Annotated in this window: 25 protein-coding genes; 11 read left to right on the top strand and 14 right to left on the bottom strand. The window is 65.0% G+C overall.

Going from position 1 to position 25,130, the window contains the following annotated elements:
- The 3 genes from Q2M23_RS29225 to Q2M23_RS29215 form a co-directional block, all read right to left on the bottom strand.
- Window positions 1-722, bottom strand: a 722-nt coding sequence (locus tag Q2M23_RS29225) for a branched-chain amino acid ABC transporter permease (RefSeq protein ID WP_316397876.1), incomplete at its 3' end; no start/stop codon positions are given.
- A complete protein-coding gene (locus Q2M23_RS29220) occupies window positions 719-1,594 on the bottom strand; it encodes a branched-chain amino acid ABC transporter permease (RefSeq protein WP_016841141.1) in 876 nt (291 codons plus the stop codon). The genes Q2M23_RS29220 and Q2M23_RS29225, both read right to left, overlap by 4 nt.
- A 75-nt stretch (window positions 1,595-1,669) precedes the next feature.
- Window positions 1,670-2,815 carry an ABC transporter substrate-binding protein gene (locus Q2M23_RS29215; protein ID WP_092083322.1) on the bottom strand — a complete coding sequence of 382 codons (1,146 nt, stop codon included), beginning with the start codon at window positions 2,813-2,815 and terminating at the stop codon, window positions 1,670-1,672.
- Between the two features lie 289 nt (window positions 2,816-3,104).
- On the opposite strand from Q2M23_RS29215, the gene Q2M23_RS29210 reads away from it, so the two are divergent.
- Entirely contained in the window at window positions 3,105-4,100 is a 996-nt protein-coding gene (locus tag Q2M23_RS29210; protein ID WP_092083321.1) for a GntR family transcriptional regulator, read from the top strand.
- A gap of 25 nt (window positions 4,101-4,125) precedes the next feature.
- Here Q2M23_RS29210 and hpaR read toward each other — a convergent pair whose 3' ends face one another.
- Window positions 4,126-4,659, bottom strand: a complete 534-nt coding sequence (gene hpaR, locus Q2M23_RS29205; RefSeq protein WP_316397873.1) for a homoprotocatechuate degradation operon regulator HpaR — start codon at window positions 4,657-4,659, stop codon at window positions 4,126-4,128.
- A 110-nt stretch (window positions 4,660-4,769) separates the two neighbouring features.
- Between hpaR and hpaH the strand changes: the two genes are divergently transcribed.
- From hpaH to Q2M23_RS29175, 6 genes are all read left to right on the top strand, one after another.
- Window positions 4,770-5,576, top strand: coding sequence for a 2-oxo-hept-4-ene-1,7-dioate hydratase (hpaH, locus tag Q2M23_RS29200; RefSeq protein ID WP_141339477.1), 807 nt, complete (start codon window positions 4,770-4,772; stop codon window positions 5,574-5,576).
- Between the two features lie 21 nt (window positions 5,577-5,597).
- Complete coding sequence (locus tag Q2M23_RS29195) at window positions 5,598-5,996, top strand: 5-carboxymethyl-2-hydroxymuconate Delta-isomerase (protein ID WP_076832987.1); 399 nt, start codon at window positions 5,598-5,600, stop codon at window positions 5,994-5,996.
- Window positions 5,989-7,533 (top strand): 5-carboxymethyl-2-hydroxymuconate semialdehyde dehydrogenase, encoded by a 1,545-nt coding sequence (hpaE, locus tag Q2M23_RS29190; protein WP_316397870.1) that lies wholly within the window; start codon window positions 5,989-5,991, stop codon window positions 7,531-7,533. The genes Q2M23_RS29195 and hpaE overlap by 8 nt, the downstream gene beginning before the upstream one ends.
- Before the next feature lie 107 nt (window positions 7,534-7,640).
- Window positions 7,641-8,624: a 3,4-dihydroxyphenylacetate 2,3-dioxygenase gene (gene hpaD, locus Q2M23_RS29185; protein ID WP_316397869.1), complete on the top strand. Its 984-nt coding sequence runs from the start codon at window positions 7,641-7,643 to the stop codon at window positions 8,622-8,624.
- 64 nt (window positions 8,625-8,688) lie between these two features.
- Window positions 8,689-9,561: a fumarylacetoacetate hydrolase family protein gene (locus Q2M23_RS29180; RefSeq protein WP_316397868.1), complete on the top strand. Its 873-nt coding sequence runs from the start codon at window positions 8,689-8,691 to the stop codon at window positions 9,559-9,561.
- Between the two features lie 25 nt (window positions 9,562-9,586).
- Window positions 9,587-11,215 (top strand): thiamine pyrophosphate-dependent enzyme, encoded by a 1,629-nt coding sequence (locus Q2M23_RS29175; RefSeq protein WP_316397866.1) that lies wholly within the window; start codon window positions 9,587-9,589, stop codon window positions 11,213-11,215.
- A 90-nt stretch (window positions 11,216-11,305) separates the two neighbouring features.
- On the opposite strand, the gene Q2M23_RS29170 is transcribed toward Q2M23_RS29175, so the two are convergent.
- The 10 genes from Q2M23_RS29170 to Q2M23_RS29125 form a co-directional block, all read right to left on the bottom strand.
- Window positions 11,306-12,520 (bottom strand): MFS transporter, encoded by a 1,215-nt coding sequence (locus tag Q2M23_RS29170; RefSeq protein WP_316397864.1) that lies wholly within the window; start codon window positions 12,518-12,520, stop codon window positions 11,306-11,308.
- Window positions 12,521-12,546: 26 nt separating this feature from the next.
- Window positions 12,547-13,200, bottom strand: a complete 654-nt coding sequence (gene alkB / locus Q2M23_RS29165) for a DNA oxidative demethylase AlkB (protein WP_057015725.1) — start codon at window positions 13,198-13,200, stop codon at window positions 12,547-12,549.
- Between the two features lie 13 nt (window positions 13,201-13,213).
- Window positions 13,214-13,957, bottom strand: coding sequence for a 2OG-Fe(II) oxygenase (locus Q2M23_RS29160; RefSeq protein WP_316397863.1), 744 nt, complete (start codon window positions 13,955-13,957; stop codon window positions 13,214-13,216).
- Window positions 13,958-14,212: 255 nt separating this feature from the next.
- Window positions 14,213-14,899, bottom strand: a complete 687-nt coding sequence (locus Q2M23_RS29155) for a DUF2848 domain-containing protein (RefSeq protein WP_316397861.1) — start codon at window positions 14,897-14,899, stop codon at window positions 14,213-14,215.
- Window positions 14,892-16,241: an amidase gene (locus tag Q2M23_RS29150; RefSeq protein ID WP_316397860.1), complete on the bottom strand. Its 1,350-nt coding sequence runs from the start codon at window positions 16,239-16,241 to the stop codon at window positions 14,892-14,894. The genes Q2M23_RS29155 and Q2M23_RS29150 overlap by 8 nt, the downstream gene beginning before the upstream one ends.
- A gap of 92 nt (window positions 16,242-16,333) precedes the next feature.
- Window positions 16,334-17,053 (bottom strand): ABC transporter ATP-binding protein, encoded by a 720-nt coding sequence (locus tag Q2M23_RS29145; protein ID WP_076832973.1) that lies wholly within the window; start codon window positions 17,051-17,053, stop codon window positions 16,334-16,336.
- A complete protein-coding gene (locus tag Q2M23_RS29140; protein ID WP_141339460.1) occupies window positions 17,043-17,771 on the bottom strand; it encodes an ABC transporter ATP-binding protein in 729 nt (242 codons plus the stop codon). Before Q2M23_RS29140 ends, Q2M23_RS29145 begins: the two co-directional genes overlap by 11 nt.
- Window positions 17,761-18,681, bottom strand: a complete 921-nt coding sequence (locus tag Q2M23_RS29135; protein ID WP_316397858.1) for a branched-chain amino acid ABC transporter permease — start codon at window positions 18,679-18,681, stop codon at window positions 17,761-17,763. The genes Q2M23_RS29140 and Q2M23_RS29135 overlap by 11 nt, the downstream gene beginning before the upstream one ends.
- Entirely contained in the window at window positions 18,674-19,597 is a 924-nt protein-coding gene (locus Q2M23_RS29130) for a branched-chain amino acid ABC transporter permease (RefSeq protein ID WP_050386056.1), read from the bottom strand. Before Q2M23_RS29130 ends, Q2M23_RS29135 begins: the two co-directional genes overlap by 8 nt.
- 45 nt (window positions 19,598-19,642) lie before the next feature.
- On the bottom strand, window positions 19,643-20,890 hold the full coding sequence (locus Q2M23_RS29125; RefSeq protein WP_253640319.1) for an amino acid ABC transporter substrate-binding protein: 1,248 nt from the start codon (window positions 20,888-20,890) through the stop codon (window positions 19,643-19,645).
- Window positions 20,891-21,121: 231 nt separating this feature from the next.
- On the opposite strand from Q2M23_RS29125, the gene Q2M23_RS29120 reads away from it, so the two are divergent.
- The 4 genes from Q2M23_RS29120 to Q2M23_RS29105 all read left to right on the top strand — a co-directional run bounded on the left by Q2M23_RS29120 (window position 21,122) and on the right by Q2M23_RS29105 (window position 25,006).
- Window positions 21,122-21,535 (top strand): Zn-ribbon domain-containing OB-fold protein, encoded by a 414-nt coding sequence (locus Q2M23_RS29120; protein WP_016841161.1) that lies wholly within the window; start codon window positions 21,122-21,124, stop codon window positions 21,533-21,535.
- A 4-nt stretch (window positions 21,536-21,539) separates the two neighbouring features.
- The gene (locus Q2M23_RS29115) at window positions 21,540-22,679 is read left to right on the top strand and encodes a thiolase C-terminal domain-containing protein (protein ID WP_229189424.1); all 1,140 of its coding nucleotides are present in this window, start codon (window positions 21,540-21,542) and stop codon (window positions 22,677-22,679) included.
- 109 nt (window positions 22,680-22,788) lie between these two features.
- On the top strand, window positions 22,789-23,703 hold the full coding sequence (locus Q2M23_RS29110) for an SDR family oxidoreductase (protein WP_018270553.1): 915 nt from the start codon (window positions 22,789-22,791) through the stop codon (window positions 23,701-23,703).
- Window positions 23,704-23,893: 190 nt separating this feature from the next.
- Window positions 23,894-25,006, top strand: a complete 1,113-nt coding sequence (locus tag Q2M23_RS29105) for an SMP-30/gluconolactonase/LRE family protein (RefSeq protein ID WP_143271172.1) — start codon at window positions 23,894-23,896, stop codon at window positions 25,004-25,006.
- The last annotated feature ends 124 nt before the right edge of the window (window positions 25,007-25,130 follow it).

Below are 25,130 nucleotides of genomic sequence, written 5' to 3'. Positions count from 1 at the left end.
CAAGCGGTCTTAGGAAGACAACTATAACACTCAACACCTTGGCGCTCAGAAAGCCATGGGTACACTCCGCGACGGAACACGTCGATGCCATTGACGCCCGCCGCAAGCTCGTTGTCGCGCACCGCGCGCATGGCGCGGCCGAGCTTGGTATCAGGCAGATGCCAGACCAGATAACCGACGATCGCGAGCATCGCGACGCAGAAGGCCAGGTAGCTCTGCGAGGACTGGAACAGCTCCGGCCGGCGAATGTTGGCGACGCCGTCCGGCCCGTGGGTCACGCCGATGGCATTGATCATCACCAGCGTCACGATCTGCTGGAACGAGATCGTCACCATCGCAAGGTAGTGCCCGCCGAGCCGCAGCGTCGACATGCCGAGGAACGCGCCGGCGATCAGCGTGATCGCGCAGGCGCCAACCAGGCAGAGCCAGAAGTTCAGGTGCAGGTCCGCGGTGCCGAGCCCGACCACATAGGCGCCGAAGCCGAAGAACGCGGCCTGCGCCAGGTTGATCTGGCCGCACAGGCCGAGCACGACCGACAGCCCGAACACCGCGATCGAGAAGGTCGTGGCCTGCAGCAGGATGTTGAGGATGTACCCGTCGAACCGCATGCCGGCGGCGAGCGCCACCAGCACCGCGGCGCCGATGAAATACGGCAGATGACGGATGATCAGCGGCTTCGAGCGCACGGCCGGCGCGGGGATCATGTTGTCGGTGGCGCTCATGCTTTCTCCGCGACGCGTTCGCCGAAGATGCCCTGCGGCCGGAACACCAGGAAAGCGATCAGCACCAGGAAGGCAAAGCCGTCTTTGTACGGCACTGAAATATAGGCGGCACCGAACGTCTCGATGACACCGAGCGCGAGGCCGCCGACGATGGCGCCGGCAACGTCACCGAAGCCGCCGATGATGGTCGCGGCAAACGCCTTCAGCGCAATCGTCGAGCCCATCTGGATCGAGACGAACAGCACCGGCGCCACCAGGATGCCGGCGAGACCGCCGAGCACGGCCGAATAGATGAAGGTGATCATGATCATGGTGGAAACGGAAATGCCGAGCAGCGAGGCCATTTCCTTATCCTGCGAGGTCGCCTGCAACTTCTTGCCGAGCAGCGTCTTCTCGAAGAACCAAAAATTGAACAGCACCAGGAGGATCGTGACGCCGATGATCAGAAGATACTGGCTGTCGAGATAGACCGGGCCGAGCTGGATGCCGGGCGTATCGAACCAGCCCTGCAGCACCTGCGGCTGCGGGCCGTAGATCGCAAGCACCGAGTTCGACAGCAGGATCGAGGCGCCGATGGTGGCGATGATCACGGGCAGATAGGTGCGATTGCGCAGCGGATAATAGACGCCGAGATTGAAGATGACGCCGAACAACGCCATGCCGGCGAGCGCGATCAGGAACGACAGCCAGTAAGGCCAGCCGAGATCGACCGAGAACACCACCATCAGATAGGCGGCGACCATCGAGAACTCGCCTTGCGCGAAGTTCACCACGTTGGTGGCACGGAAGATCAGCACGAAACCGAGCGCGACCAGCGCGTAGACCGCGCCGATGCCGATGCCGGTAAAGAGCAGTTGGAGGACGAGATCCATAACGAGCGCTCGATCTGAGAATTGTGTCGCGAACGAACGGCCTCTCCGAGCTGACCCGGAGAGGCCGAACCGCCATCAATCGTTGAAGTCGATATGCTTGTCGTAGACGATCTTGCCCTTGTCGTTCTTCACGACATTGTAGCCGTGCAGACCGTCGCCGTTCTTGTCGAAATTGTACTCGCCCTCGGCGCCGGCGAACTTCTGCGTCGCAAGGATGGCGTCGCGGATCTTGTTCGGATCGGTCGAGCCGGCCTTGTTGATTGCCGCCGACAGGATGGTGATCGCATCGTAGGGCCAAGCGCTCTGGTTGTCGGGCGCGGTCTTGTAGGCATCGCGATAGGCCTTGCCGAACGCCTTCGCCGCATCGCTTGAATCCTCGGCGAAGTCGGCGACGCCGTAGGTGTTGAACAGCGCGGGGCCGGCGAGCTTGGTCGAGGAGACCGCCACCACCGAGGGCGAGCCGACCCAGGGAATGTTGACGCCGAGCTGGCGCAGCTGCCGGGCAAAGATGCCGAGATCGTTCTCGAAGGTGAAGTAGGTGCCGAGCACGTCAGCGCCGGACTGCTTCACGGCCAGTACGACCGGGGTGAAGTCCTGACTCTGATTGGCATAGCCCTGGTCGAGCACCGGCGGCGCGCCGAGCTTGGTCAGCGCTTCCGAGAGCGCCTTGCCGCCTGCCGTGCCGAAGGCGTCGGTCGAATGCACGATCGCCCATTTCTTCTTTCCGAGCGTATTGACGCCGAAGTCGGCGATCACGCGGCCGGAATAATTGTCGTTCGGACGGAAGCGGAACAGCCAGGGATTGCCGGAATGGGTGAGGTCGGGATTGGTGCCGCCGATCATCACCGGCTTGCCGACCTTGATCACGTCGGGCGCCATCGCCTGCACCTGGGTCGAGCGGATCGAGCCGAGGAAGGCGACGATGTCGGATTGCGCGGCGAGCTTGGAGAATGCCAGCACGATGCCCGGATTGGTGGTCTGATCGTCCTCGATGACGAGTTCGACCTGCTTGCCGAGCACGCCGCCGGCCTTGTTGACCGCGGCCAGCGCCAGCTTGGCGCCGTTCTGGGCCCACAGCCCCTGCTCCGCCGCGGGTCCGGTCACCGGCACGCACATGCCGATCTTGATCGTCGCACCCTGCGCCCAAGCGCTGCGCATCAGCGCGGGTGCGGCGAGACCTGCCGCCAAGCTGGCGGAAAACTCACGTCTCGTCAGTTTCATTCCATCCTCCCTGTGATGCGCCGAACTTGCTGTCGGCTGCGTTGAGACGAGCTGACGCGTCGATCTGTTGGCCCGTCCGCAGCCATCAAACGGCGCGACGAGCAAACGTGAGCACCGCTGCAGCGCGCAAGCCGTGCAACGGCGACCATCAATCTGGCGTTTGACCCAGCTAAACATGATTGCACATTGCACGCAATAGTCAAAAGTTCGCTGGCAGAGGTGCGTAAATGCCTGCTACGAGCGACCATGACGCGATCACGTGATAGTGTGGCCAGCGGGCAGCCATCCCATGTCGATTCCACGAGCGAAATCGCAAACCAGACGAAAACAGCCGGCCTACGCGCTGATCAAGAGCGCATTGGCAAAGCACATCCGCGCTGGTGACGTGCCACCTGGCACGGTTCTTTCCGAATCGGCGATCGCGACCTTGTTCGGCTCCAGCCGCTCTCCGGTGCGGCAGGCTTTCGAACAGCTCGAGCATATCGGCCTGGTGCGGCGGTTCGACGGTCGCGGCGTCATCGCCGGCAAGCGCAAGGTCGACCCTCGGCGCGTCCCGATCACACCGGAAATGTTTGGGCTGACCGACGGCCCCGTCGATGCCGTGCGCAGCGACGCCTGGGATACGCTCTACTACAAGCTCGAACGTGAGATCATTTACCGGTCGCTGTTCGGACGCTTCCGCGTCAGCGAGCTCGCATTGGCGCGGCATTTCCGGGTGGGGCGCACGGTGGCGCGCAACCTGCTGCTGCGCGCGCAGGCGATCGGCATCCTCGAGAAGGGCGCCAAGGCGCACTGGTACGTGGTGCCGTTGGACGAGGACCGCCTCCGCGACATCTTCGAGGTGCGCGCAACGCTCGAGCCGCTGCTCCTCAAGTCCGCGACGGCGACAATTCCTGCCGCCCTGCTCGACCGCATGGCGGAGCGGCTGCGCGAGGGGATCCAGCACCGCGACCGCGTCGGCGTCGGCGAACTCGATGAGATCGAAGGCGACCTCCATATCCGCTGCCTGGGTTACGGCGCCAATCGCGAGATGATCGAAGCCCTCAAGCGCACCCACTGCGCTTTCGTGATCGGCAAGCACATTCAGGTCGCCCTGACCGCGCCGCAGATCGATTCCTTCATGGACGAGCATCTGGTGATCATCGAGGCCTTGCGCACGCGTGACGGCGACGCGGCGGCAGCCATCTTGCGCCGCCATATCGAATGGTCCCACTCGAAGGTCGCGGGCTGGATTGCCGAATTCCGCGCCATCAACGTGATTTCGCGCGTGCCCTACATGGCCTGAGCGCGAATGCCGCGCATGATCGAAGCTACTCGTCAGCCTCGCCCTCGGCGTCATCGGACGAGCCCATTCCGGCCAGGCTCGCTTCGAGCGCGCCCAGCATCTCCTGCAATTCGGCAAGCTTGCGCGCCCCGAAGCGCCGGGTGATCTCGGCATAGATCGTCTCCGACGTCGGCGCCACCGCCTCGATCAGCTTCAACCCCTTGGCGGAGATCGAAACCACTGCGCGCCGCGCGTCGTTCTCCGCTGCCTTGCGCTCGATCAACGCGCGGCCCTCGAGATCGCGAAGGATTCGCGACAGGCTCGGGCCGAGCAGAAACGCCATGCGGGCGAGTTCGGTGACCTCGATCTCGTCGACCGCGGTGAGCGCGCGCAGGATCCGCCATTGCTGCTCGGTCAGCCCGTGATTGCGCAGCGACGGACGGAATTGCCGCATCACCGCCTCGCGGGCGCGAAGCAGCGACATCGGCAGCGAGCGCGAGAACTCGCGCATCGGGGTCCGTCGCGCCGCCACGTCCTCGCCCTGCCCCGGCCGAATGTCGTTCGAATTTTTGCGCGCCATTACCTAATCCTGCGCAACGAAATTTTGCGTTGCAACATGCCTTGATTCAGTTTGCGGGAATTCACTTAACATGTTAATCATCCCCCGACATCCACTTTTGTGTAGCACGCATGGCCCTCTCCAAGGACGATATCCGCGCTGCCGCCGAACGGCTCGACGGCGCGGAAAAGACCCGCAAGCAAATCCGCCAGCTCTCGCTGGAATACCCCCGCATCACCCTCGAAGACGCCTACGCGATTCAGAAGGCCTGGGTCGAGATGAAGGTGGCGCAGGGCCGCGTCGTCAAGGGCCACAAGATCGGCCTGACCTCGAAGGCGATGCAGAGCGCGCTCAATATCGACGAGCCCGATTCCGGAATCCTGCTCGACGACATGTTCTTCGCCGATGGCGGCCTGGTCCCGACCGACCGCTTCATCGCCACCCGCGTCGAGGCCGAGCTTGCCTTCGTGATGAAGCATCGCCTGACCGGGCCGAACTGCACACTGTTCGATGTGCTGAACGCGACCGATTTCGTGGTACCGGCGCTGGAGATCCTGGATACCAGGGTCGAGCGCGTCGATCCCGAGACCAAGGCGACCCGCAAGATCTTCGACACCATCGCCGACAACGCCGCCAATGCCGGCATCGTGCTCGGCGGCCGGCCGATCCGCCCGCTGGACGCCGACCTGCGCTGGATCGGCGCGCTGTGCTTCCGAAATGGCCAGCTCGAGGAAACCGGCCTGGCCGCCGGCGTGTTGAATCATCCCGCGACCGCGGTGGCGTGGCTCGCCAACAAGATCGCGCCGAACGGGCTGGCGTTGGAAGCCGGCCAGGTCGTGCTGGCGGGCTCCTTCATCCGTCCGATCGAGACCCGCAAGGGCGACACCATCCAGGCCGACTACGGACCGTATGGTTCCGTAAGCTGCTACTTCGCCTGACGCCTTCAGCAGGAGCGCTGCATGCCGCATTTCACGCTTGAATACTCTGCCAATCTCGACGATCTGGTCGACATGGGCGCGACGGTCGAACTGGTCCGCAAGGCCGCGGTCGAGACCGGCATCTTCCCGCTCGGCGGCATCCGCGTCCGTGCCGTCAGATGCGAGCACTACGCGATCGCCGACGGCCGCAAGAATTACGGTTTCCTCGACATGGTGCTGCGGCTCGGCGAAGGCCGCGATCTCGCCACCCGCAAGAAGGCCGGCGAGTACATCTTCAAGGCGCTATCGGCTCATCTCGATCCGGTCTTCGCCAACAGTAAATTCGCGTTGTCGTTCGACATGCAGATCAACGACAAGGAAACTAGCTGGAAACGCAACAACATCCACGACGCACTGAAGGTGGAGACGGTCAATGGATAAAGCGACAGCGAAATCGCCAGCCGACGTGTTCCAGGCCAACCGCGATCGCGCCGGCCCGCTGCTTGCAAGCTTGAAAGCCGAAGGCATCGGCCATGTGATCGACGGCAAGATCGTGCCGGCGGCCTCCGGCCAGACCTTCGAGACGAGATCGCCGATTGACGGCACGGTGCTGGCGACGGTCGCACGCGGCAATGCCGAGGATATCGACCGTGCCGCAACCGCGGCGTCCAAGGCCTTCAAGGCCTGGCGCGACATGCCGGCGGCGCAGCGCCGCAAGCTGCTGCATCGCGTCGCCGATGCGATCGAGGCGCGCGCCGACGACATCGCCGTGCTCGAATGCATCGACACCGGCCAGGCGCACCGCTTCATGGCCAAGGCCGCGATCCGCGCCGCGGAGAATTTCCGCTTCTTCGCCGACAAATGCGGCGAGGCCCGCGACGGTCTCAACACGCCTTCGGACGAGCACTGGAACATCTCGACCCGCGTGCCGATCGGCCCGGTCGGCGTGATCACGCCGTGGAATACGCCGTTCATGCTCTCGACCTGGAAGATCGCGCCGGCGCTCGCGGCCGGCTGCACCGTGGTGCACAAGCCGGCGGAATGGTCGCCCGTCACCGCCGATCTGCTGGTCAAACTCGCAAAACAGGCCGGCATCCCCGACGGCGTGCTCAACACCGTGCATGGTTTCGGCGAAGAGGCCGGCAAGGCGCTGACCGAGCACCCCGCCATCAAGGCGATCGGCTTCGTCGGCGAGAGCGCGACGGGCTCAGCGATCATGGCGCAGGGCGCGCCGACCTTGAAGCGGGTGCATTTCGAGCTCGGCGGCAAGAACCCGGTGATCGTATTCGATGATGCCGATCTCGATCGCGCACTCGATGCCGTCGTGTTCATGATCTACTCGCTCAATGGCGAGCGCTGCACGTCGTCGAGCCGGCTGCTGGTTCAGGAGAGCGTCGCCGGCAAGTTCATCGAGAAGCTGACCCAACGCGTAAAGGCGCTCAAGGTTGGCCACCCCCTCGATCCCGCCACCGAGATCGGGCCGCTGATCCATGAGCGGCATCTCGCCAAGGTGTGCAGCTATTTCGACGTCGCCAAGAAGGACGGCGCCACGATCACGGTCGGCGGCAAGCCGCATGACGGTCCTGGCGGCGGCCACTATGTGCAGCCGACGCTGGTGACCGGCGCGAACGCAAAAATGCGCGTCGCGCAGGAGGAGGTGTTCGGCCCGTTCCTGACCGTGATCCCGTTCAAGGACGAAGCTGACGCCATCGAGATCGCCAACGGCGTGCAGTACGGCCTGACCGGCTATGTCTGGACCGGCGACATGGGCCGCGCGCTACGCGTGGCGGATGCGCTGGAAGCCGGCATGATCTGGCTCAATTCGGAGAACGTCCGCCATCTGCCGACCCCGTTCGGCGGCATGAAGTCGTCAGGCATCGGCCGCGACGGCGGCGACTACTCGTTCGACTTCTACATGGAAACCAAGCACGTCTCGCTCGCCCGCGGGACGCACAAGATTCAGAAACTGGGAATTTAGCCAGCCGTCGTTCCGGGGCGATGCGCAGCATCGAACCCGGAACCTCGAGAATCCGGGTTCTCGCTTCGCGAGCCCCGGAATGACGATAGAATTGAGGGGAAACACCGATGCCCGTTCCAACGCACGTTTTCGATCCGCCGTTCAACATCATCCGCTGCAGCCATGCCGTGCTCGACGTCACGAATCTCGACAAGAGCGCCGCCTTCTACGAGAAGACGGTCGGCCTCCACATCGAGAACCGCGACGACAAGTCGGTGTATCTGCGCGCCAGCGAGGAGCACCAGCATCACTCGGTGGTGCTGCGCAAGGCGCCGAAGGCGGCCTGCAACCGGCTTGGCTTCAAGGTCGGCAACGACGGCGACCTCGACAAGGCCGCCGCCTTCTTCTCCGAGAACGGCATCGCCTACGCTTTCGTCGACCAGCCGTTCCAGGGCCGCACCCTGCAATTCACCGATCCGTTCGGCTTCCAGATCGAGCTTTACGCTACGATGGAGAAGCGCCCCCATTTCTTGCGGCGCTACGATCTCTACAAGGGCTGCCATCCGCAGCGGCTCGACCATTTCAACGTGTTCGCCGCCGAGGTGCAGGACACCGTCGATTTCTACGCCCGGCTCGGCTTCCGCCTCACCGAATATGCCGAGGAGGACGGCGACAACGGCCGCATCGCAGCCGCCTGGATGCACCGCAAGGGCAATGTCCACGACTTCGCCATCACCAACGGCCGCGGCCCGCGCCTGCACCACATCGCCTATTGGGTACCGACCGCGATGAACATCGTGCATCTCTGCGACGTGATGGCCTCCTCCGGCTACCTCAAGAACATCGAGCGCGGCCCTGGCCGGCACGGCATCTCCAACGCCTTCTTCCTGTACATCCGCGATCCCGACGGCCACCGCATCGAGCTCTACACCAGCGATTATTTCACCGGCGATCACGACCATGAGCCGCTGCGCTGGTCGCTGCGCGATCCGCGCCGCCAGACGCTGTGGGGCGCGCCGGCGCCGCGCTCCTGGTTCGAGGAAGGCTCGACCTTCGCCGGCCAAGCGGTGCGCGAGCCGCGCTTCGTCGCCGACGTGCTGGTCGCGGACTAGTGCGCGCCTTCCTCCTCACGTCGTCCCTGCTTTCGCAGGGACGACACCAATTATGGGACTACTAATGCCCTCTCCTCGCCTCGCCACCTATTCCTTCAACGGCGCCACCAGCTATGGCGTCGTCACCGACACCGGCATCGTCGACCTCTCGTCGCGCTTCGCCAAGGACTATCCGACGCTGCGCGAGGCTATCGCCGCCGGCGCGCTGAGCAGGCTCGTGGAGGATGCCGCCAGGCGCGCGCCCGACCATGCGCTCGACGCAGTCGACTGGCAACCGCCGATCCCGGCGCCGGAAAAGATCATCTGCATCGGCGTCAACTACCCGGACCGCAATGCCGAATACAAGGACGGCTCGGACGCGCCGAAATACCCGAGCATGTTCCTGCGGGTGCCGCGCTCCTTCGTCGGCCACAACACGCCGGTGGTGCGGCCGCGCATCTCGCCGCAGCTCGACTATGAGGGCGAGCTGGTCCTGGTGATCGGCAAGGCCGGCCGGGACATTGCGGAGAGCGCCGCGCTCGATCACATCGCCGCGGTCACGCTCTGCAATGAAGGCACCATCCGCGACTGGGTGCGGCACGCCAAGTTCAACGTCACCCAGGGCAAGAACTTCGATTCCACCGGCAGCCTCGGCCCGTGGATCGTGCCCTACACCGGTGAAGCGCAGATCGCCGATATCCGTCTGACCACGCGGGTGAACGGCGAGACCCGCCAGGACGACCGCACCTCGCGCTTGATCTTCGGCTTCCGCTACCTCATCAACTACATCTCGACCTTCACGACGCTGGTTCCCGGCGACATCATCGTCACGGGCACCCCGACCGGTGCAGGTGCGCGGTTCGATCCGCCGCGCTATCTGAAGCCCGGCGATGTCGTCGAGGTCGAGGCCGAAGGCGTCGGCATCCTGCGCAACAGCGTCGTCGACGAAGCCACCTAACCTCACCAGCAAAGTGGACAGTGCCATGACCTCAACATCCGGCGGCGAAGCGATCGTCAACGGCCTCGTCGCCCACGGCGTCGACACCGTGTTCGGCCTGCCCGGCGCGCAGATCTATGGCCTGTTCGATGCCTTCCACCAGGCCCAGCTCAAGGTGATCGGCGCCCGGCATGAGCAGGCCTGCGGCTACATGGCGTTCGGCTATGCGCGCTCCAGCGGCAAGCCCGGCGTGTTCAGCGTGGTGCCCGGCCCGGGCGTGCTCAACGCCTCGGCGGCGCTGCTCACCGCATTCGGCTGCAACGAGCCGGTGCTGTGCCTGACCGGTCAGGTGCCGACGCAGTTCCTCGGCAAGGGCCGCGGCCATCTGCACGAGATGCCGGACCAGCTCGCGACGCTGCGCACCTTCGTGAAATGGGCCGACCGGATCGAATACCCTGATAACGCCCCCGCGCTGGTGTCGCGCGCGTTCCAGGAGATGCTGTCGGGCCGGCGCGGCCCGGCCTCGCTGGAGATGCCGTGGGACGTGTTCACCCAGCGCACCCAGGTCGCAGCCGTCAAGCCGTTCGATCCGTTGCCGGCGCCGCAGCCCGATGCGGACCGCATCAAGGCCGCCGCCGACCTGATCGCCGGCAGCAAGGCGCCAATGATCTTCGTCGGCAGCGGCGCCATCGAGGCGCGCGAGGAGATCCTCGAATTGGCCGAGATGATCGACGCGCCTGTCGTCGCCTTCCGCAGCGGCCGCGGCATCGTCTCCAACGCGCATGAACTCGGGCTCACCATGGCTTCGGCCTACAAGCTCTGGCCGAAGACCGACCTGATGATCGGCATCGGCACGCGCCTCGAGCTGCCGACGATGTCGCGCTGGCCCTACCAGCCCGCCGGACTGAAATGCGTGCGCATCGACATCGATCCGGTCGAGCTGCGGCGCTGGCCGGCCGATGCCGGCGTGATCGCGGACGCCAAGGCCGGCACCGCCGATCTCGCCGCCGCTGTGCGCAAGGTGGGCTACCGCAGGACCTCCGGCCGCCGCGCCGCGATCCGCGAGGCGACGGCCGCGACCGAGCAGGAGATCCAGCGCATCCAGCCGCAGATGGCCTATCTGAAGATCCTGCGCGAGGTGCTGCCGGCGAACGCCATTGTCACCGACGAGCTGTCGCAGGTCGGTTTCGCCTCCTGGTACGGCTTTCCGATCTACGAGCCGCGGACCTTCGTCACCTCGGGCTATCAGGGCACGCTCGGCTCGGGTTTCCCGACCGCGCTTGGCGCCAAGGTCGCCAATCCGGACAAGCCGGTGGTCGCGATCACTGGCGACGGCGGCTTCATGTTCGGCGTGCAGGAGCTTGCCACCGCCGTGCAGTTCAAGATCGCCGTGGTGACGCTGGTGTTCAACAACAACGCCTATGGCAATGTCCGCCGCGACCAGCGCGAGCGCTTCGACGGCCGCGTCGTCGCCTCCGACCTGGTGAATCCGGATTTCGTGAAGCTTGCAGAATCCTTCGGCGTCGGCGCCGCGCGGGTCACCTCGCCGGATCACTTCCGCCCCGTGCTGGAGAAGGCGCTGGCCGACGGCGGGCCTTACGTGATCTCGGTGGAAGTGCCGACGGATTCGGAAGTCTCGCCCTGGGCGTTCATCCATCCGGCGCGGAATAACTAAGCCAAACGCTCGTCATTCCGGGGCGATGCGCAGCATCGAACCCGGAATCTCGAGATTCCGGGTTCGTTTCGCGCCACGGGAATGACGACGCTAAGCGCTCTTCACCCCGTGTTGCAGCCGTGACGCGGCGATCACGAGCAGGCCGGCGCCGGCGACCGACCAGCAGGCGACCGGCGCCCAATGCACCAGCGGCGCATAGTCCGGCATCTTCTGCAGGCCGCCCGCGACCGCCGCCATCCGCGCAAAGGTCGCAAGCGCCAGCGCCGAGAACACGAGGCCGGTGACCTTGCCTTCCGCGCCGGTCTCCCCGATCGCGAGCGCCGCGGACACCGCGCTCATCAGCATGCAGCCCCAAGCGGCCCCCGCCATGAATTGCGCCACGATCAGGACGTTGAGACTGCCGGCGATCTCGGCGGCGATGATCGCAAAGGCACCGAGCAGTCCCGCCGCGCCCATCACGATCAGGCCGCCGCGATGCTTGACGACGATGCTTGCCGGAAACATCGCGATGTTGAAGCCGATCCAGAATACCGGCATCAGCCATTGCAGCTCGTCCGCCTTGGCAAAGCGCAAATAGAACGGCGCGCTGTTGATGTTGAAGTGCAGCTGGTAGCCGAGCGACAGCAGCACTATCGATCCGATCAGGAACATCGGCACCGCCCCGAGCCGCTTCGCCGGGGGCGCCAGCCGCGCCGGCTGCGCCTCTGCCGCGATGCGGCGCTCGACGCCTGAGAAGGCGAGCGCGGTCAGTAGCAGCACCGCGCCTGACAGCACGAACGGCAGCCGTGCATCCTGGTTGCGCAGCACGACGCCAAGATAGGGCGAGACCGCGCCCGCGATGCCATAACCCAGCATCGCCAGCGCCGCGAGGAACGGCACCGAGGGTTGCGCGCGATACTTGCCGAGCAGCGTCAGCGGCGGCGCCCGCAAGGCCGACGACGTCACGGCCCAGATCACGATCAGCACGATCAGCCAGACCTTTGCACCCGGCCCGGTGCCGGCGACGTAAGGCAATGCGACGAAGGCGGCGCAGGAGATCGCGGCAAGGATACCGACAAACAAGCCAAGGCGGCCGACCAGGCTCGAGATCCTGTCGGCGGCGATGCCCATCGCCGTGTCGGTGACGGTGAAGATGCCTTGATCCATCATCAGGATCAGGATCACGGTCGACGGCGCGATGCCGACATCGGCGCACAGCTTCGGCAGATAGATCAGATAAGTGGTCCAGCCCAGCGTGAAGACGAGCTGCAGCACGGCGAGATAGACGCCGGTGCGGTTGACGGCGCGGTCGGCCTTGGTGGTCATCCGCCAAGTCTAGACCACCCGGCGGTTCAGCGCACCTTGCGGAAGGTCAAATTGATGCGCTGGCGGCCGAGCACGCTGTGCTCGCCATCTGCGAGCGGTGCCACGCCGTGATAAAATAGCCGTGACGAGCCGCCCCACACCGCAACGTCGCCATGTTCGAGTCGATAGCGGCGCGGCGTGTCGCTGCGCTGCAGGCCGCCGAACAGGAAGATCGCCGGCAGCCCGAGCGAGATCGACACGATCGGTGCGCGGTAGTCGAGCTCGTCCTTGTCCTGATGCAGCGACAGTTTTGCGCCGGGGACGTAGCGATTGATCAGGCAGGCCTCAGGCGCGAAGCCGTTGAAGCCGGCTTCATCAGCGGCGTCGGCGGCGAGCCTGCGCAACACCTCCGGCATTTCAGGCCAGGGTTGTCCCGAGACGGGATCGATCGGATCATAGCGATAGCCGCTGGGATCGGAGACCCAGCCGACGCTGCCGCAATTGGTCATCGCGACCGACATGCGGTGGCCGCCCGGCGTGATCAGATGCCGGAACGGCGCCTGCTTGACGATGGCACGCAAGGCCGGGATCAGCTCGGCCTCGAACGGCCGGACAAAGCCGCGCAACAGCACCGCGCCATCCGCGATCGTCTCGCGCGATGGCCGGGCATCGCCAATGGTCTCGAACAGATCGGTGGCCACGCCTCTCTCGCACTCACTTCGCGTCGTGGAAGATCACACCAACGGTGTGGCGATGGCCGGAGCGAATCCTGCTGACGCCGTGGCGCAGATTGACACGATACGGTCCGCGCGTCCCCTGCACCGGGCGATGATGCACGGCAAAGGCCACCGCATCGCCCTTGGTGAGCGGCACCACCTCGGGCCGCGACTGCATCCGCGGCCGCTGCTCGGTCAGCACGAATTCGCCACCCGTAAAATCGCGCCCGGGCTGCGACAGCAGGATCGCGACCTGGATCGGGAACACATGCTCGCCATAGAGATCCTGGTGCAGGCAGTTGTAGTCGCCCTCGCCATATTGCAGCAGCAGCGGCGTCGGCCGCGTCTGTTCGGCGTCATGGCAGCGCTTCAGGAACGCCGCATGCGACGCAGGATATCGGATATCGATCCCCATCGTCTCGTTCCAACGATTGGCTGCCGCGGTCAGCCGCGTATAGAGCGCCGGCCGCAGCTCCGCGATCAGGTCCGGCAGCGGATAGGAGAAATACTTGTACTCGCCGCGGCCGAAGCCGTGACGGCCCATCACGATCCGGCTGCGGAACTGGCTGTCGTCGGGATACAGCGCGGCGATGGCATCGCATTCCTCAGGCGTCAGCAGGCCGTTGAGGACGGCGCATCCCTGATCGTCGAGGTCGGTCTTGATCTGGTCCCAGTCGAGCCCGTCGACGCGCGCCGGGATGCCGGTGGATGGGCGGGTAATGGTTTTGGCTGTTGCTGTCATGGGACGGAATCTGGCCCCTGATTGCGGCCCGCGCCACCCGATTTCCGATCGAAAGATGCAGAGAACGTCACCACAATTACGGTGTCGTCCCGGCGAAAGCCGGGACCCATAGCCACCGTCGTCAGTTGTTGAGATCGGTGGGGCCACAGCGTGCCAACCACAACACTCTGTGGTTATGGGTCCCGGCTTTCGCCGGGACGACGCACGTGGAGAAAGCGTCGGTCATCTCCCTCACAACAACAACGCGGCGAGCAATCAGCCCCTCACCGGCAGCGTCACCACATCGTAGCCGTGGCTGATCTTCCGCTTCAGCACCGGGTCTTCCAGCTCGAACTCGAACCGGCTGGCCGGGCGGATGCCGCCCTTGGCCGCGAAGGTGCCGCCGAACATGGCGCAGCCGTCGGGCAGCGCACCCTGGTCGAAGCCGCGCGCGATCAGGTCCTTCACCGGCAGCATGTGATCGAGCGTGCCTTCCTGGTAGAGCACGCGCTGGCCGCCGATCACGGCCCAGGAACGCAGCACCAGCTGGTCCCAGTGGCCGATCACGTCCTCGAGTTCCCACAGCTCCGATGCCATCGGCTTGTCGCACATCTGCTTCGACACCGTGACGCTGTAGCTCTCGACCTTGCGGTCGGTGTGGTCGGAGCCGCAGCCGACGAAGATGCGGCCCTGCCAGCCGATCAGCACGAACTCGACCTCGCCGCTCGAGTCCTCGCCGCAGACTTCGATGGCATCGGCGAAGGTGAGCCGGCGCGCCGAGCAGCGGTAGTAGATCGGCGTGGTCGCGGGCCGCGCGATGCCGAGCGCCTCGAGCTCGGCGATGTGCTTGTCGCGCGCCACCGGATCGCGGCCGGTCCAGCCGGCGATCACGGCCTGCCTGATTTCCAGTGTGAGCGGAGTGGCGACGCCCTTGTCGCCGACATTGAAGGTGAGATCAAACACGGATCACGGTCTCCATTCCGGCAGCGAGCTCGAAAATGCGCCGATCCGAACCGCCCGCGGCGGCGAGCATCAGGCCGACCGGCGCCTCGCCCTCGTGATGCGCGGGCAGCGAGATCGCGCAGCCGTCGAGCACATTGATCAGCGTGCAATTGCGCAACGCGCGCAAATTCTCGGTGGCGAACGCCTTGTCGTCGGCGAGGCTGGCGATCGTAGGCGGCAGGTTCGCCGTGGTCGGCAGCACCATCGCATCATAGGGCGCGATCCGCTTCTCGGTACGGGCGATGAAGGAGCGGCGTGCGTTGAGCAGATCGATGTAGTCGGCGGCCGGAAAGCCCTCGCCGCGCTGGATGCGCACGGCGACGCGCGGATCGTAGATGTCGCCCTTGCTGGCCAGCAGGAAGCGATGCCAGGCATAGCTTTCGGCGGCGGCAAAGCCGCCCTTGGCGTTCATGACGCCGACATCGAGCAATTCGGGCACCTCGATCCGCTCGATCAAGGCGCCTGCGCGCGACAACGCCGCGAGCGCGCGCTCGAAGGTTTTCGCGACGGCCTCGTCGAGGTCGTCGAGAGCGACCGTGGTCGGCACCGCGAGCCGCATGCCTTTCACCGGGCGCGGCGAGACCGGCGTCACCGGCTGATCCGCCAGCACCGCGTCGAGCGCGGCGCAGCAGGCCACCGAATTGGCCAGCGGGCCGTAGCTGTCGAGCGTGAACGACAGCGGCACGCCGCCATCGAGCGGAATCCGGCGTTGCGTCGGCTTGTAGCCGACGATGCCGTTGAAGGCGGCGGGAATCCGGCAGGAGCCGCCGGTATCGGTACCGAGCGCGCCGAACGCCATGCCGTCCGCGATCGAGACCGCCGCCCCCGAGGACGAGCCGCCCGGCACGTGGCCGGCGCTCCGGTTCCAGGCGCTCTTCGGCGTGCCGTAATGCGGATTGATGCCGATGCCGGAATAGGCGAACTCGGTCATGTTGGTGCGGCCGATCACGATGAAGCCGGCGCGCTTGAGCCGCGCCACGACAGGTGCATCGGCATCCGCCGGCGCGGAATCCTCCAGCGCGCGCGAGCCCGCCCGCGTCACCTGCCCCTTGATGTCGAACAGGTCCTTGATCGAAACCGGAATGCCGGCAAATGGCGACGGCGCGGTATTGGCCTTGCGCAGCCGGTCCATGGCGTCGGCGGCCTCCAGCGCGGCGTCGCGGTCGACATGGATGAAGGTGCGTTGGCCCTCGCCTGAGGGATCAGCGATTTTGGCGATGCACTGCTCGACGAGCTTGCGGGCAGAGGTCGCGCCGCCGGCGAGATCGGCGGCCAGGGAGGCGAGTGTCGGATTCTTGGGCATGGCTTTCACTTCACGGCTTGCACTTCATGGCTTGCAGTTGATTGTCGCGCGAACCGAGGCCGATTTCCAGCCCGCCGGCGCCTCACCTCGCATCACTTCAGCCCGAAATAGGCGCGGTGCAGCTCTTCATTGCCGCTCATCTCGGCAACCGTGCCGGAGAAGCGGATCCGCCCGCCTTCCAGCACGAATACGCGGGTGGCAATCTCGAGAAAACCGATATTTTGCTCCGCGATCAAGAGTGCCAGTCCGCGGCCCTGCAGGCTCGACAAGGCGCGCAGCACCTCCTTGACGAACAGCGGCGACAGCCCGGCCGAGGGCTCATCCATCACCAGCAGCTTCGGCTCGGCCGACAGCGCCTTGGCGATGCCGAGCATCTTTCGCTGACCGCCGGACAGGCTGGACGCGGGATCGCGGCGCTTGTCGCGCAGCACCGGGAACAGGCCGTACAGTTCGTCGACCCGCGCCCCCGGATTGGCATGGCCCAGCGCCTGCGCGCCGACGCGGATATTTTCCTCGATCGACAGGTCGGGAAACACCGCAAGCTCCGACATGTAGGTCATGCCGCGCTTCATGCGGTCCGACGAGCGCATCCTGGTGATGTCCTCGCTGCCGAGCTTGATGTGGCCGCTGCGGGCCTCGATCAGGCCGACCAGCGACTTCAGGAACGTGGTCTTGCCCGCGCCGTTGGCGCCGAGCAGCAGCACGGTCTCGCCGGGGCGGACGTCGAGATCGACGCCCCACAGCACCTGCATGGTGCCGTAGCCGGCATCGACGCCCCTCGTGTCCAGAAGCGACACCGCATCAGTGGGCATGCTCGCCTCCCAAAAATACCTCGATCACCTGCGGCTCGCGTACCGCGGTCGCCAGCGTGCCCTCGAAGATCTCCTTGCCCGCATTGAGCACGATGACGCGGTCGGTGATCTGCTCGATGAAGCCCATCAGATGCTCGACCACGATGATCGCCATGCCGGTTGCGGCCAAGGCCTTGATGCGGCCGGCGATCCAGTCGAGCTCCGCCGGGTTGAGGCCGGCCGCGAGTTCGTCGAGCAGCAGCAGCCGCGGCCGCGTGGCGAGCGCACGGGTCAGATCGAGCATCTTCTGCTGCGCGCTGTTGAGATCGGCGGCCGGACGGTCGGCGACCTCCTTCAGCCTGAAATCCTCGAGCAGTTCGGCAATCGACGGCGCACCGGTCGCGCCGCCATAGGCCAGCGCCACCTGGATGTTCTCGCGTACCGTGAGCGACAGGAACGGCTTCGGTACCTGGAAGGTGCGGTTGATGCCGCGGTGAACGAGCTTGTGCGAGGCGACGCCGCCGGCGGACACGCTGTCGAACACGACCTCGCCGCCGTCTGGCGCATAGAGACCGGAGATCACATTGATCGCCGTGGTCTTGCCGGAGCCGTTCGGGCCGACCAGCCCGAGGATCTCGCCGGGCACGACGTGGAAGCTGAGGCCATCGAGCGCGTGGAAGCCGCCAAAGCGCTTCACCAGCTTCGAGACCTTGAGGATCGGGGTTTTCTCAGGGGACATGCCACCCCCTGCGGGTTGCCAGCGACACCAGTCCAGAGGGCAGGAACAGCACCAGGCCCATGATCAGGAGACCATAGATCAGCTGGAAATATTGCGGCGTGGTGAAGCCGATCAGATTGTAGATGCCGTAGAGAATCAGCACGCCGACGATCGGTCCGGTGATGGTGGCAACGCCGCCGAACAGCGCGAACACGATCGCGAAGATGCTGAACTCGCCGGAGAACACGTTGTCCGGATAGAACACCGAGACGTACCAGGCATAGATGCCGCCGGCGAGGCCGGCGGCCAGCGCCGAGGCGAGCCAGGCAATCACCCGCATCTTCACGATATTGACGCCGGCCATCGAGGCCGACACCGCATCCTCGCGCACGGCCTGCAGCGCCAGCCCGAACGGCGAGTTCTTCAGATAGACCACCGCACCGACCGTCAGCGCCATCACGACGACCGCGGCATAGTACGCATGGGTCGGGTTGAACGTGCCGGTGAGCGACACGCCGTAGGGACCCTTGGTGATCCCCTCCAGCGCCGGGTTGGCGACGAAGTGCAGCACCGCGAGCGAGGCCGCGAGATTGGCGATCGCGAAATACGCACCCGACAGCCGCAGCAGCGGTGTCAGCAACAGGCCGAGCGCAACCGCCACGACGCCGCCGACCAGCACCGCCAGCGGCGCCGGTGTATGCAGATGCATCACCATGATTGCGAAGCCATAGGCGCCGGCGCCGAAGAAGCCGACATAGCCGAACGGCAGATAGCCGGTGAAGCCATAGATGATGTTCACGCCTTGCGCGAGGATCAGGAAGATCACGAAGTTGAACAGCAGCAGATGGTTTTGATACACGCCGGGCAGCAGTGCGAACGCCACCACCAGCGGCGCCAGGATGAACAGCAGGTGTTTCGAGGCGTTATGCAACGCGCACCCGCCTTCCGAGCAGACCGCTCGGACGCAACAACAGGATCACGATCAACAACACATAGGGCAGCAAGTCGGCCCAGGAACTGAGATAGGTCTGCACCAGCATGTAGCAGAGACCGTAGACGACACCGCCGAGCGCGGTGCCGAGCGGATTGCCGAGCGAACCCAGCACGACGATCGCAAACGACGTCACGGTCGCGTCGGCGCCGAACGCCGGCGTCACCGAGCCGAACATGAAGGGCGCGAACACGCCGGCGACCGCCGCGATGCCGAGCCCGATGCCGAACGCCGCCGCCGAGACGCGATCGACGTCGATGCCGGTCGCCAAGGCCTCGTCGCGCCGTGACATCACCGCGCGGGTCAGGGTACCGAGCCTTGTGTGGTAGAGATAGAGGTAGACCAGCGCGATCGCGATCAGACTGGTGATGGCCGCGATCACCCACGGCGCGGGAAAGCCCTGGCCGAAGATCTGGATCGGCCCTGCGCCGCCCGCCTTGCCGCCGAACCATTTCACCTTGATGGTCGTGAACACGGTGCCGAGCAGCCGGCTCTGGATCGAGCGCTCGCTGGTGCCGGCGAAGATCGTGGTGACGGCCTCGATCACCTGCGACAGGCCGAAGAACAGGATGATCGACAGCATTTCCGGATTGGCCGAGCCCTGCAGCCGCGGCACCAGCACCCAGTATAGCAGCACGCCCACCAGCACGAAGACCACGAAGGCCAGCGGCACCGCGAACAGCGGGTCGATGCCGGCGAGGCCGACCACGCCGAGCGCGATGAAGGCGCCGAGCATCAGGATGTCGCCATGCGCAAGGTTGACGATGCGCATGACGCCGAACACGAGATTGAGACCGATGCCAACCAGGCTGAAATACAGCCCGAACAGCACGCCGGCAACGAGCGCATAGGTCATGCTACCGCTCGCCGCCGACGGTTACGCCTGCCGCACCCACCTGCATCACGGCGCCGGGTAGATCGGCTTGCCGGTGGCGGTCTCGTGCGGATAGATCGAGACGAACTTGATGTGATCGTGCTCGTCGACCGTGAGCTGGCCGAGCGGCGTGAGTTCGCCGATCTGGCCGCCGGTCTCATCCAGCGCGAAGGTGCCGTCCAGCGTCTTGAGCTGGCCGCTGAGCGAGAACACCGCGCGGCGCAGTTCCATCTGGTCGAGGCTGGTCGCTACCGACAGCGTCTTCTCGATCACCAGCGCCGTGGTGTAGCCGGCCACCGCGTTGAAGCCGAACTCCATCTTGCCGTCGTTGTACTTTTTGGTCCAGGCGGCGCGGAAATCCTTCATGTTCATCCCGAAATTGACGGGATAGTCCAATTCGGACGGCGGCACATAGGTCCAGATGTGCTCGAGACCCTTGGCGCCGACGTTCTTCTCGAGCAACTCGGTCTCGAGGCCGGCATAGATCGCGAACAGCATCTTGAACTTGGTGCCGACGTCCTGGACGTTGCGCAGGAAGGCGATGTCGTTCGGCGCATAGCCGAAATGGATCACCGCGTCGGGATTGGCGTTGCTGATGTTGTTGATGATGACGTTGTAGTTGGTGGTCTCGGTCGGAACGCCCTGGTCATAGACGATCTCGATCGGCGCGCCGGACTCCTTGACGAACTTGCGGAACGCGTTGGCCTGGGTGCCGGTGAACTCGTTGGTCGAATAGAGGATCGCGACCTTCCTGATGCCGAGGCCAGGGCCGTCATGGCTGATGAAGTCGGCGACCGGCTTGGGCCACACCGTCGACACCGGATCGGCCATCAGCGCGATGTAGGGATTGTCCTTGGAGAAGAAGCTCGCGCCGGTGCCGGTCTGGTCGAACAGGAACATCTTGTGATCGCGCGCGATCGCAACCGCGGGCGCCGTCAGCACCGATCCGGAATCGGCGACCAGGAGATCGACCTTATCCTGGGTGACGAGCTGATTATAAAGCGTCGAGGCGGTCGCGGTGTTGCTCTGGTCGTCATAGGAGACGAGCTTGATCGGGATCTTCTTGTCGAACGCCTTCACGAAGACGCCGCCCTCGGCGTTCTTCTGCTCGACCCACAATTTCAGCGAGCTGTAGACCGGCATCGAGATCGAGGCGTAGCGCCCCGAGGATGCGTAGAGCGTGCCGATCTTGATCTCCGACGGTGCGTCGGCGGCCATCGCCTGCGTGGCGAATGCGAGGCTGGCAGCGAGTGCCGCGCCGATGATCCTCAGCATGATATGTTCCTCCCGGCTATCTTGAACGTGTCTTGGGCGTATCTTGGACGCGGCCCTTCTACGCGCCGGATCGGAGCGACACAAGCATCGCGGCCTTAGCAATTGTGCGAGGGGCGGAATATGCGGCATGCGCGGGACACAGGCCGCTGCGCGCAGCATGGATGGACCGTTGACGGGCCTTGGTTCAATGTCGCATCAAGACTGTAACGATTTCGGGAGGAGACATCAGACATGGCCGAGCCCGCGCGCGCGAAACCAAAGCCGACACCGGAGACCCAGCATTTCTGGGATGGCACCAAGGCTGGCGAGCTGCGCCTGCAGCGCTGCGATGCCTGCGCCAATGTCTACTTTCCGCCGCGGCCGTTCTGCCCCTCCTGCGCCTCGCGCAAGGTCTCGATCTTCAAGGCCAGCGGCAAGGGCAAGCTCTACAGCTACGTCATCAACCACCGTCCGGCCGCGCCCGGCTTCACGCCGCCTTACGCGATCGCCGTGGTCGAGCTCGACGAAGGCCCGCGCATGATGAGCAACATCATCGATTGTCCGCAGACGCCGGAAGCGCTCGAGCTCGACATGCGGCTCGAAGTCGCCTTCGAGGCGCTCGACGACAAGATCACGCTTCCCTTGTTCCGTCCGGCAAAGGGGTAATGTGATGCGCAGGAACCAGGTTGCCGTCGTCGGTGCGGCCGAAACCACCGAACTCGGCGTCATCCCGAACATGTCGCAGATCCAGCTGCACGCGGACGCGGCGCTGAATGCGATCGCGGACGCCGGCCTGAAGCTGTGCGACATCGACGGCTTCGCTACTGCGGTCGAGACCCCGCAGCAGATGGCGCACTATCTCGGCATCACGCCGACCTGGGTCGACGGCACCTCGGTCGGCGGCTGCTCCTTCATGCTGCATGTTCGCCACGCCGCTGCGGCGATCGAGGCCGGCCTGTGCAAGACCGTTCTGATCACGCATGCCGAAAGCGGCAAGTCGATGATCGGCAAGCAGCCGCGCTTCACGCCGGCCGACAGCCTCAACGGCCAGTTCGAGGCGCCGTTCGGCGTCTACGGGCCGCCGAGCATGTTTCCGATTCCCGTGCTGCGGTTCATGAAGACCCACGGCATCACGCATGAGCAGCTCGCGATGGTCGCGGTGGTGCAGCGCGAATGGGCGGGGAAGAACCCGCGCGCGACCATGAAGGACCCGATCACCGTCGCCGACGTCCTGAACTCGCGGATGATCGCCTATCCGTTCCGGCTGCTGCAATGCTGCCTCGTCACCGACGGCGGCGGCGCGCTGATCCTCACCTCGGCCGACCGCGCCAAGGATTTCCCGAACAAGCCGGTCTACATCCTCGGCACCGGCGAGAGCGTGGAAACGCCGATGGTCAGCCAGATGAAGACGTTCGACTCATCGCGCGCCTTCAAAGTGGCAGGGCCGCTGGCCTTCAAGGAGGCCGGCATCACCCACAAGGACGTCGATCATCTGATGATCTACGATGCATTCGCGCATCTGCCGCTCTACGGCCTCGGCGACCTCGGCTTCATGCCGTATGAGGAGACCGGCAAGTTCATCGCCGACGGCAACACCCGCCCCGGCGGCAAGCTGCCGCTCAACACCAATGGCGGCGGCCTCAGCTACATGCACTCCGGCATGTACGGCATGTACGCGCTGCAGGAGAGCGTGCGGCAGATGCGCGGTATCGCGCCGGCGCAGGTGCCGAACGCAAAGATCTCGGTCTGCCACGGCGTCGGCGGCATGTTCGCCGCAAGTGGCACGATCATCTTTACGAACGAGAAGTAACAACTCCGTCGTTCCGGGGCGCGCGAAGCGCGAACCCGGAACCTCGAGATTCCGGGTCTGGTGCTTCGCACCATCCCGGAATGACGGAGAGCAAACCAGGAGAACCGACATGGCAAAATCACTGCAGGATAAAGTCATCATCGTCACCGGCGCGGGGCGCGGCATCGGCCGCGAAATCGCGCTGCTCTGCGCGGCGGAAGGCGCCAAGGTCGTGGTCAACGATCCCGGCGGCGCCGCCGATGGCGCCGGCACGAGTGCCGCGCCCGCCGAGGAGGTGGTCGAGGAGATCAAGAAGCGCGGCGGCACCGCGGTCGCCAATTTCGAGTCGGTGGCGGAAGCCATTCCCGCCAGCAAGATCGTGAAGACCGCGACCGATCATTTCGGCCGGCTCGACGGCGTCGTCAACAATGCCGGCATCCTGCGCGACATGATCTTCCACAAGATGAGCGTGGAAGCGTTCGAGGCCGTCATCAAGGTGCATCTGATGGGCTCGTTCTATGTCAGCCACGCCGCGGCGCGGATCTATCGCGAGCAGGAGTCGGGCTCCTTCGTGCACTTCACCTCGACCTCCGGCCTGATCGGCAATTACGGCCAGGCCAACTACGCCGCCGCCAAGCTCGGCATCGTCGGCCTGTCGAAATCGATTGCGCTCGACATGGGCCGCTTCAACGTGCGCTCGAACTGCGTGTCGCCGTTCGCCTGGACCCGCATGATCGGCACCATCCCGACCGAGACCGACGCCGAGAAGGCGCGCGTCGAGAAGATCAAGCAGATGGGCCCGGAGAAGATCGCGCCGGTCTGCGCCTATCTGCTCTCGGACGCGGCCAAGGACGTCACCGGACAGATCTTCGGCGTGCGCATGAACGAAATCTTCCTGTTCGGCCAGCATCGTCCGGTGCGCTCGGTTCATCGCGGCGAAGGCTGGACGCCCGAGACCATTGCCGAACACGGCATGCCGGCGCTGAAGGGATCGTTCGCCAAGCTCGACCGCTCGGCCGACGTCTTCACCTGGGATCCGATCTGAACTTGATCTGATCCTCCGATCCGATCTGACAGTTTTATGAAATCGTCGCCTCGGCGAACTCCGCGCGCAATCGCGCGCTAGGCGGGGGCGACACACTCTTTGGTTGTTTCATCATGGCGTGCCCGCATTGTGCCAGAATTGCGGGGGTATGATCGTCCTCCCGATAACAAAAAAGCCTGGGAGGACTTTCGTGACAAATCCAAGCAACATTCAGAAACACGAGGGCGACGGTGCGAAGGCGTTCGACCGTCGGACAATCTTGCGCGGCGCAACCGCGCTTGCTGCAACCGCGATGGCCGCATCCGATGCCGCAGCGCGCGACTTCGGCCCCAACGCGGAGCCGCAGCGCTATCCCGATCCAGACGTCGTCGTGATCGACGACAAGCGCTTCAAGGCCAAGGTCGGCAACACCGCGATCAAGCGGCTCTACACCGGCTGCCTGTGGGCGGAGGGCCCGGCCTGGAACGCGCAGGGCCAGTATCTGGTCTGGAGCGATATCCCGGCCAACCGCCAGTTGCGCTATCTCGACGATGACGGCCACATCTCCGAGCAATTCCACAAGCCGTCGAACGAGGCCAACGGCTCGACCTTCGATTTCGAGGGTCGCCAGATCACCGCCGAGCGCACCCGGCTGGTGCGCTACGAGCACGACGGAACCGTCACGCCCTTGGCGGAGCAGGCCAATGGCAGGCAGCTCAACGGGCCGAACGACATGGTCGTGCATCCCAACGACAAGTCGATCTGGTTCACCGATCCCGGCTATGGCGCGATCTCGATCTATGAGGGCCAACTGGCCAACACGGGATCGAAGCAGCCCTACCAGAAGGAAGCCGTGTATCGCATCGATGCCGCGACCGGTCAGATCACCAAGGTTGCCGACGAGCCGTTCAAGCCGAACGGCATCGCCTTCAGCCACGACTACAAGAAGGTCTATGTCTGCGACACCGGCATCACGCACTATCCGAATGCCAAGAACATCGTCTGGCAGTACGACCTCAACGGCGACAAGCTCTCCAACCCGCGCACGCTGATCGACATGACGCTGGACGGCAAGTCAGGCTTCCCGGACGGCCTGCGTGTCGACGTCGACGGCAATATCTGGGTCGGCGCCGGCTGGGTCGGACCGGGCTACGACGGCGTGCAAGTGTTTGCGCCCGACGGCCAGCGGATCGGCCAGATCCTGCTGCCGGAGACCTGCGCCAACCTCACCTTCGGCGGCAAGAAGCGCAACCGCCTGTTCATGACGGCAAGCCAGTCGCTCTACGCGGTCTATGTCGAGACGAAGGGCGCGCACAACTGTTGATCTAACCGTAGTCCCGGCGAAGGCCGGGACCCATTACCACTGTAGTTGGTTGTTGAAGAAAGCTGGGGCCCACATCGTTCACGACACTCCGGTCGTGGTTATGGGTCCCGGCGTTCGCCGGGAC

The sequence above is a fragment of the Bradyrhizobium sp. 33ap4 genome, assembly GCF_032654765.1.
Classification (GTDB): Bacteria; Pseudomonadota; Alphaproteobacteria; order Rhizobiales; family Xanthobacteraceae; genus Bradyrhizobium; species Bradyrhizobium australafricanum.
This window is presented reverse-complemented; position numbering and strand designations above follow the sequence as displayed.

Coding starts and splice junctions, on each gene's coding strand:
- Q2M23_RS29220 (WP_016841141.1), bottom strand. CDS start 1,594: ATGGATCTCGTCCTCCAACTGCTCTTTACCGGCATCGGCATCGGCGCG.
- Q2M23_RS29215 (WP_092083322.1), bottom strand. CDS start 2,815: ATGAAACTGACGAGACGTGAGTTTTCCGCCAGCTTGGCGGCAGGTCTC.
- Q2M23_RS29210 (WP_092083321.1), top strand. CDS start 3,105: ATGTCGATTCCACGAGCGAAATCGCAAACCAGACGAAAACAGCCGGCC.
- hpaR (WP_316397873.1), bottom strand. CDS start 4,659: ATGGCGCGCAAAAATTCGAACGACATTCGGCCGGGGCAGGGCGAGGAC.
- hpaH (WP_141339477.1), top strand. CDS start 4,770: ATGGCCCTCTCCAAGGACGATATCCGCGCTGCCGCCGAACGGCTCGAC.
- Q2M23_RS29195 (WP_076832987.1), top strand. CDS start 5,598: ATGCCGCATTTCACGCTTGAATACTCTGCCAATCTCGACGATCTGGTC.
- hpaE (WP_316397870.1), top strand. CDS start 5,989: ATGGATAAAGCGACAGCGAAATCGCCAGCCGACGTGTTCCAGGCCAAC.
- hpaD (WP_316397869.1), top strand. CDS start 7,641: ATGCCCGTTCCAACGCACGTTTTCGATCCGCCGTTCAACATCATCCGC.
- Q2M23_RS29180 (WP_316397868.1), top strand. CDS start 8,689: ATGCCCTCTCCTCGCCTCGCCACCTATTCCTTCAACGGCGCCACCAGC.
- Q2M23_RS29175 (WP_316397866.1), top strand. CDS start 9,587: ATGACCTCAACATCCGGCGGCGAAGCGATCGTCAACGGCCTCGTCGCC.
- Q2M23_RS29170 (WP_316397864.1), bottom strand. CDS start 12,520: ATGACCACCAAGGCCGACCGCGCCGTCAACCGCACCGGCGTCTATCTC.
- Q2M23_RS29160 (WP_316397863.1), bottom strand. CDS start 13,957: ATGACAGCAACAGCCAAAACCATTACCCGCCCATCCACCGGCATCCCG.
- Q2M23_RS29150 (WP_316397860.1), bottom strand. CDS start 16,241: ATGCCCAAGAATCCGACACTCGCCTCCCTGGCCGCCGATCTCGCCGGC.
- Q2M23_RS29145 (WP_076832973.1), bottom strand. CDS start 17,053: ATGCCCACTGATGCGGTGTCGCTTCTGGACACGAGGGGCGTCGATGCC.
- Q2M23_RS29140 (WP_141339460.1), bottom strand. CDS start 17,771: ATGTCCCCTGAGAAAACCCCGATCCTCAAGGTCTCGAAGCTGGTGAAG.
- Q2M23_RS29130 (WP_050386056.1), bottom strand. CDS start 19,597: ATGACCTATGCGCTCGTTGCCGGCGTGCTGTTCGGGCTGTATTTCAGC.
- Q2M23_RS29125 (WP_253640319.1), bottom strand. CDS start 20,890: ATGCTGAGGATCATCGGCGCGGCACTCGCTGCCAGCCTCGCATTCGCC.
- Q2M23_RS29120 (WP_016841161.1), top strand. CDS start 21,122: ATGGCCGAGCCCGCGCGCGCGAAACCAAAGCCGACACCGGAGACCCAG.
- Q2M23_RS29115 (WP_229189424.1), top strand. CDS start 21,540: ATGCGCAGGAACCAGGTTGCCGTCGTCGGTGCGGCCGAAACCACCGAA.
- Q2M23_RS29110 (WP_018270553.1), top strand. CDS start 22,789: ATGGCAAAATCACTGCAGGATAAAGTCATCATCGTCACCGGCGCGGGG.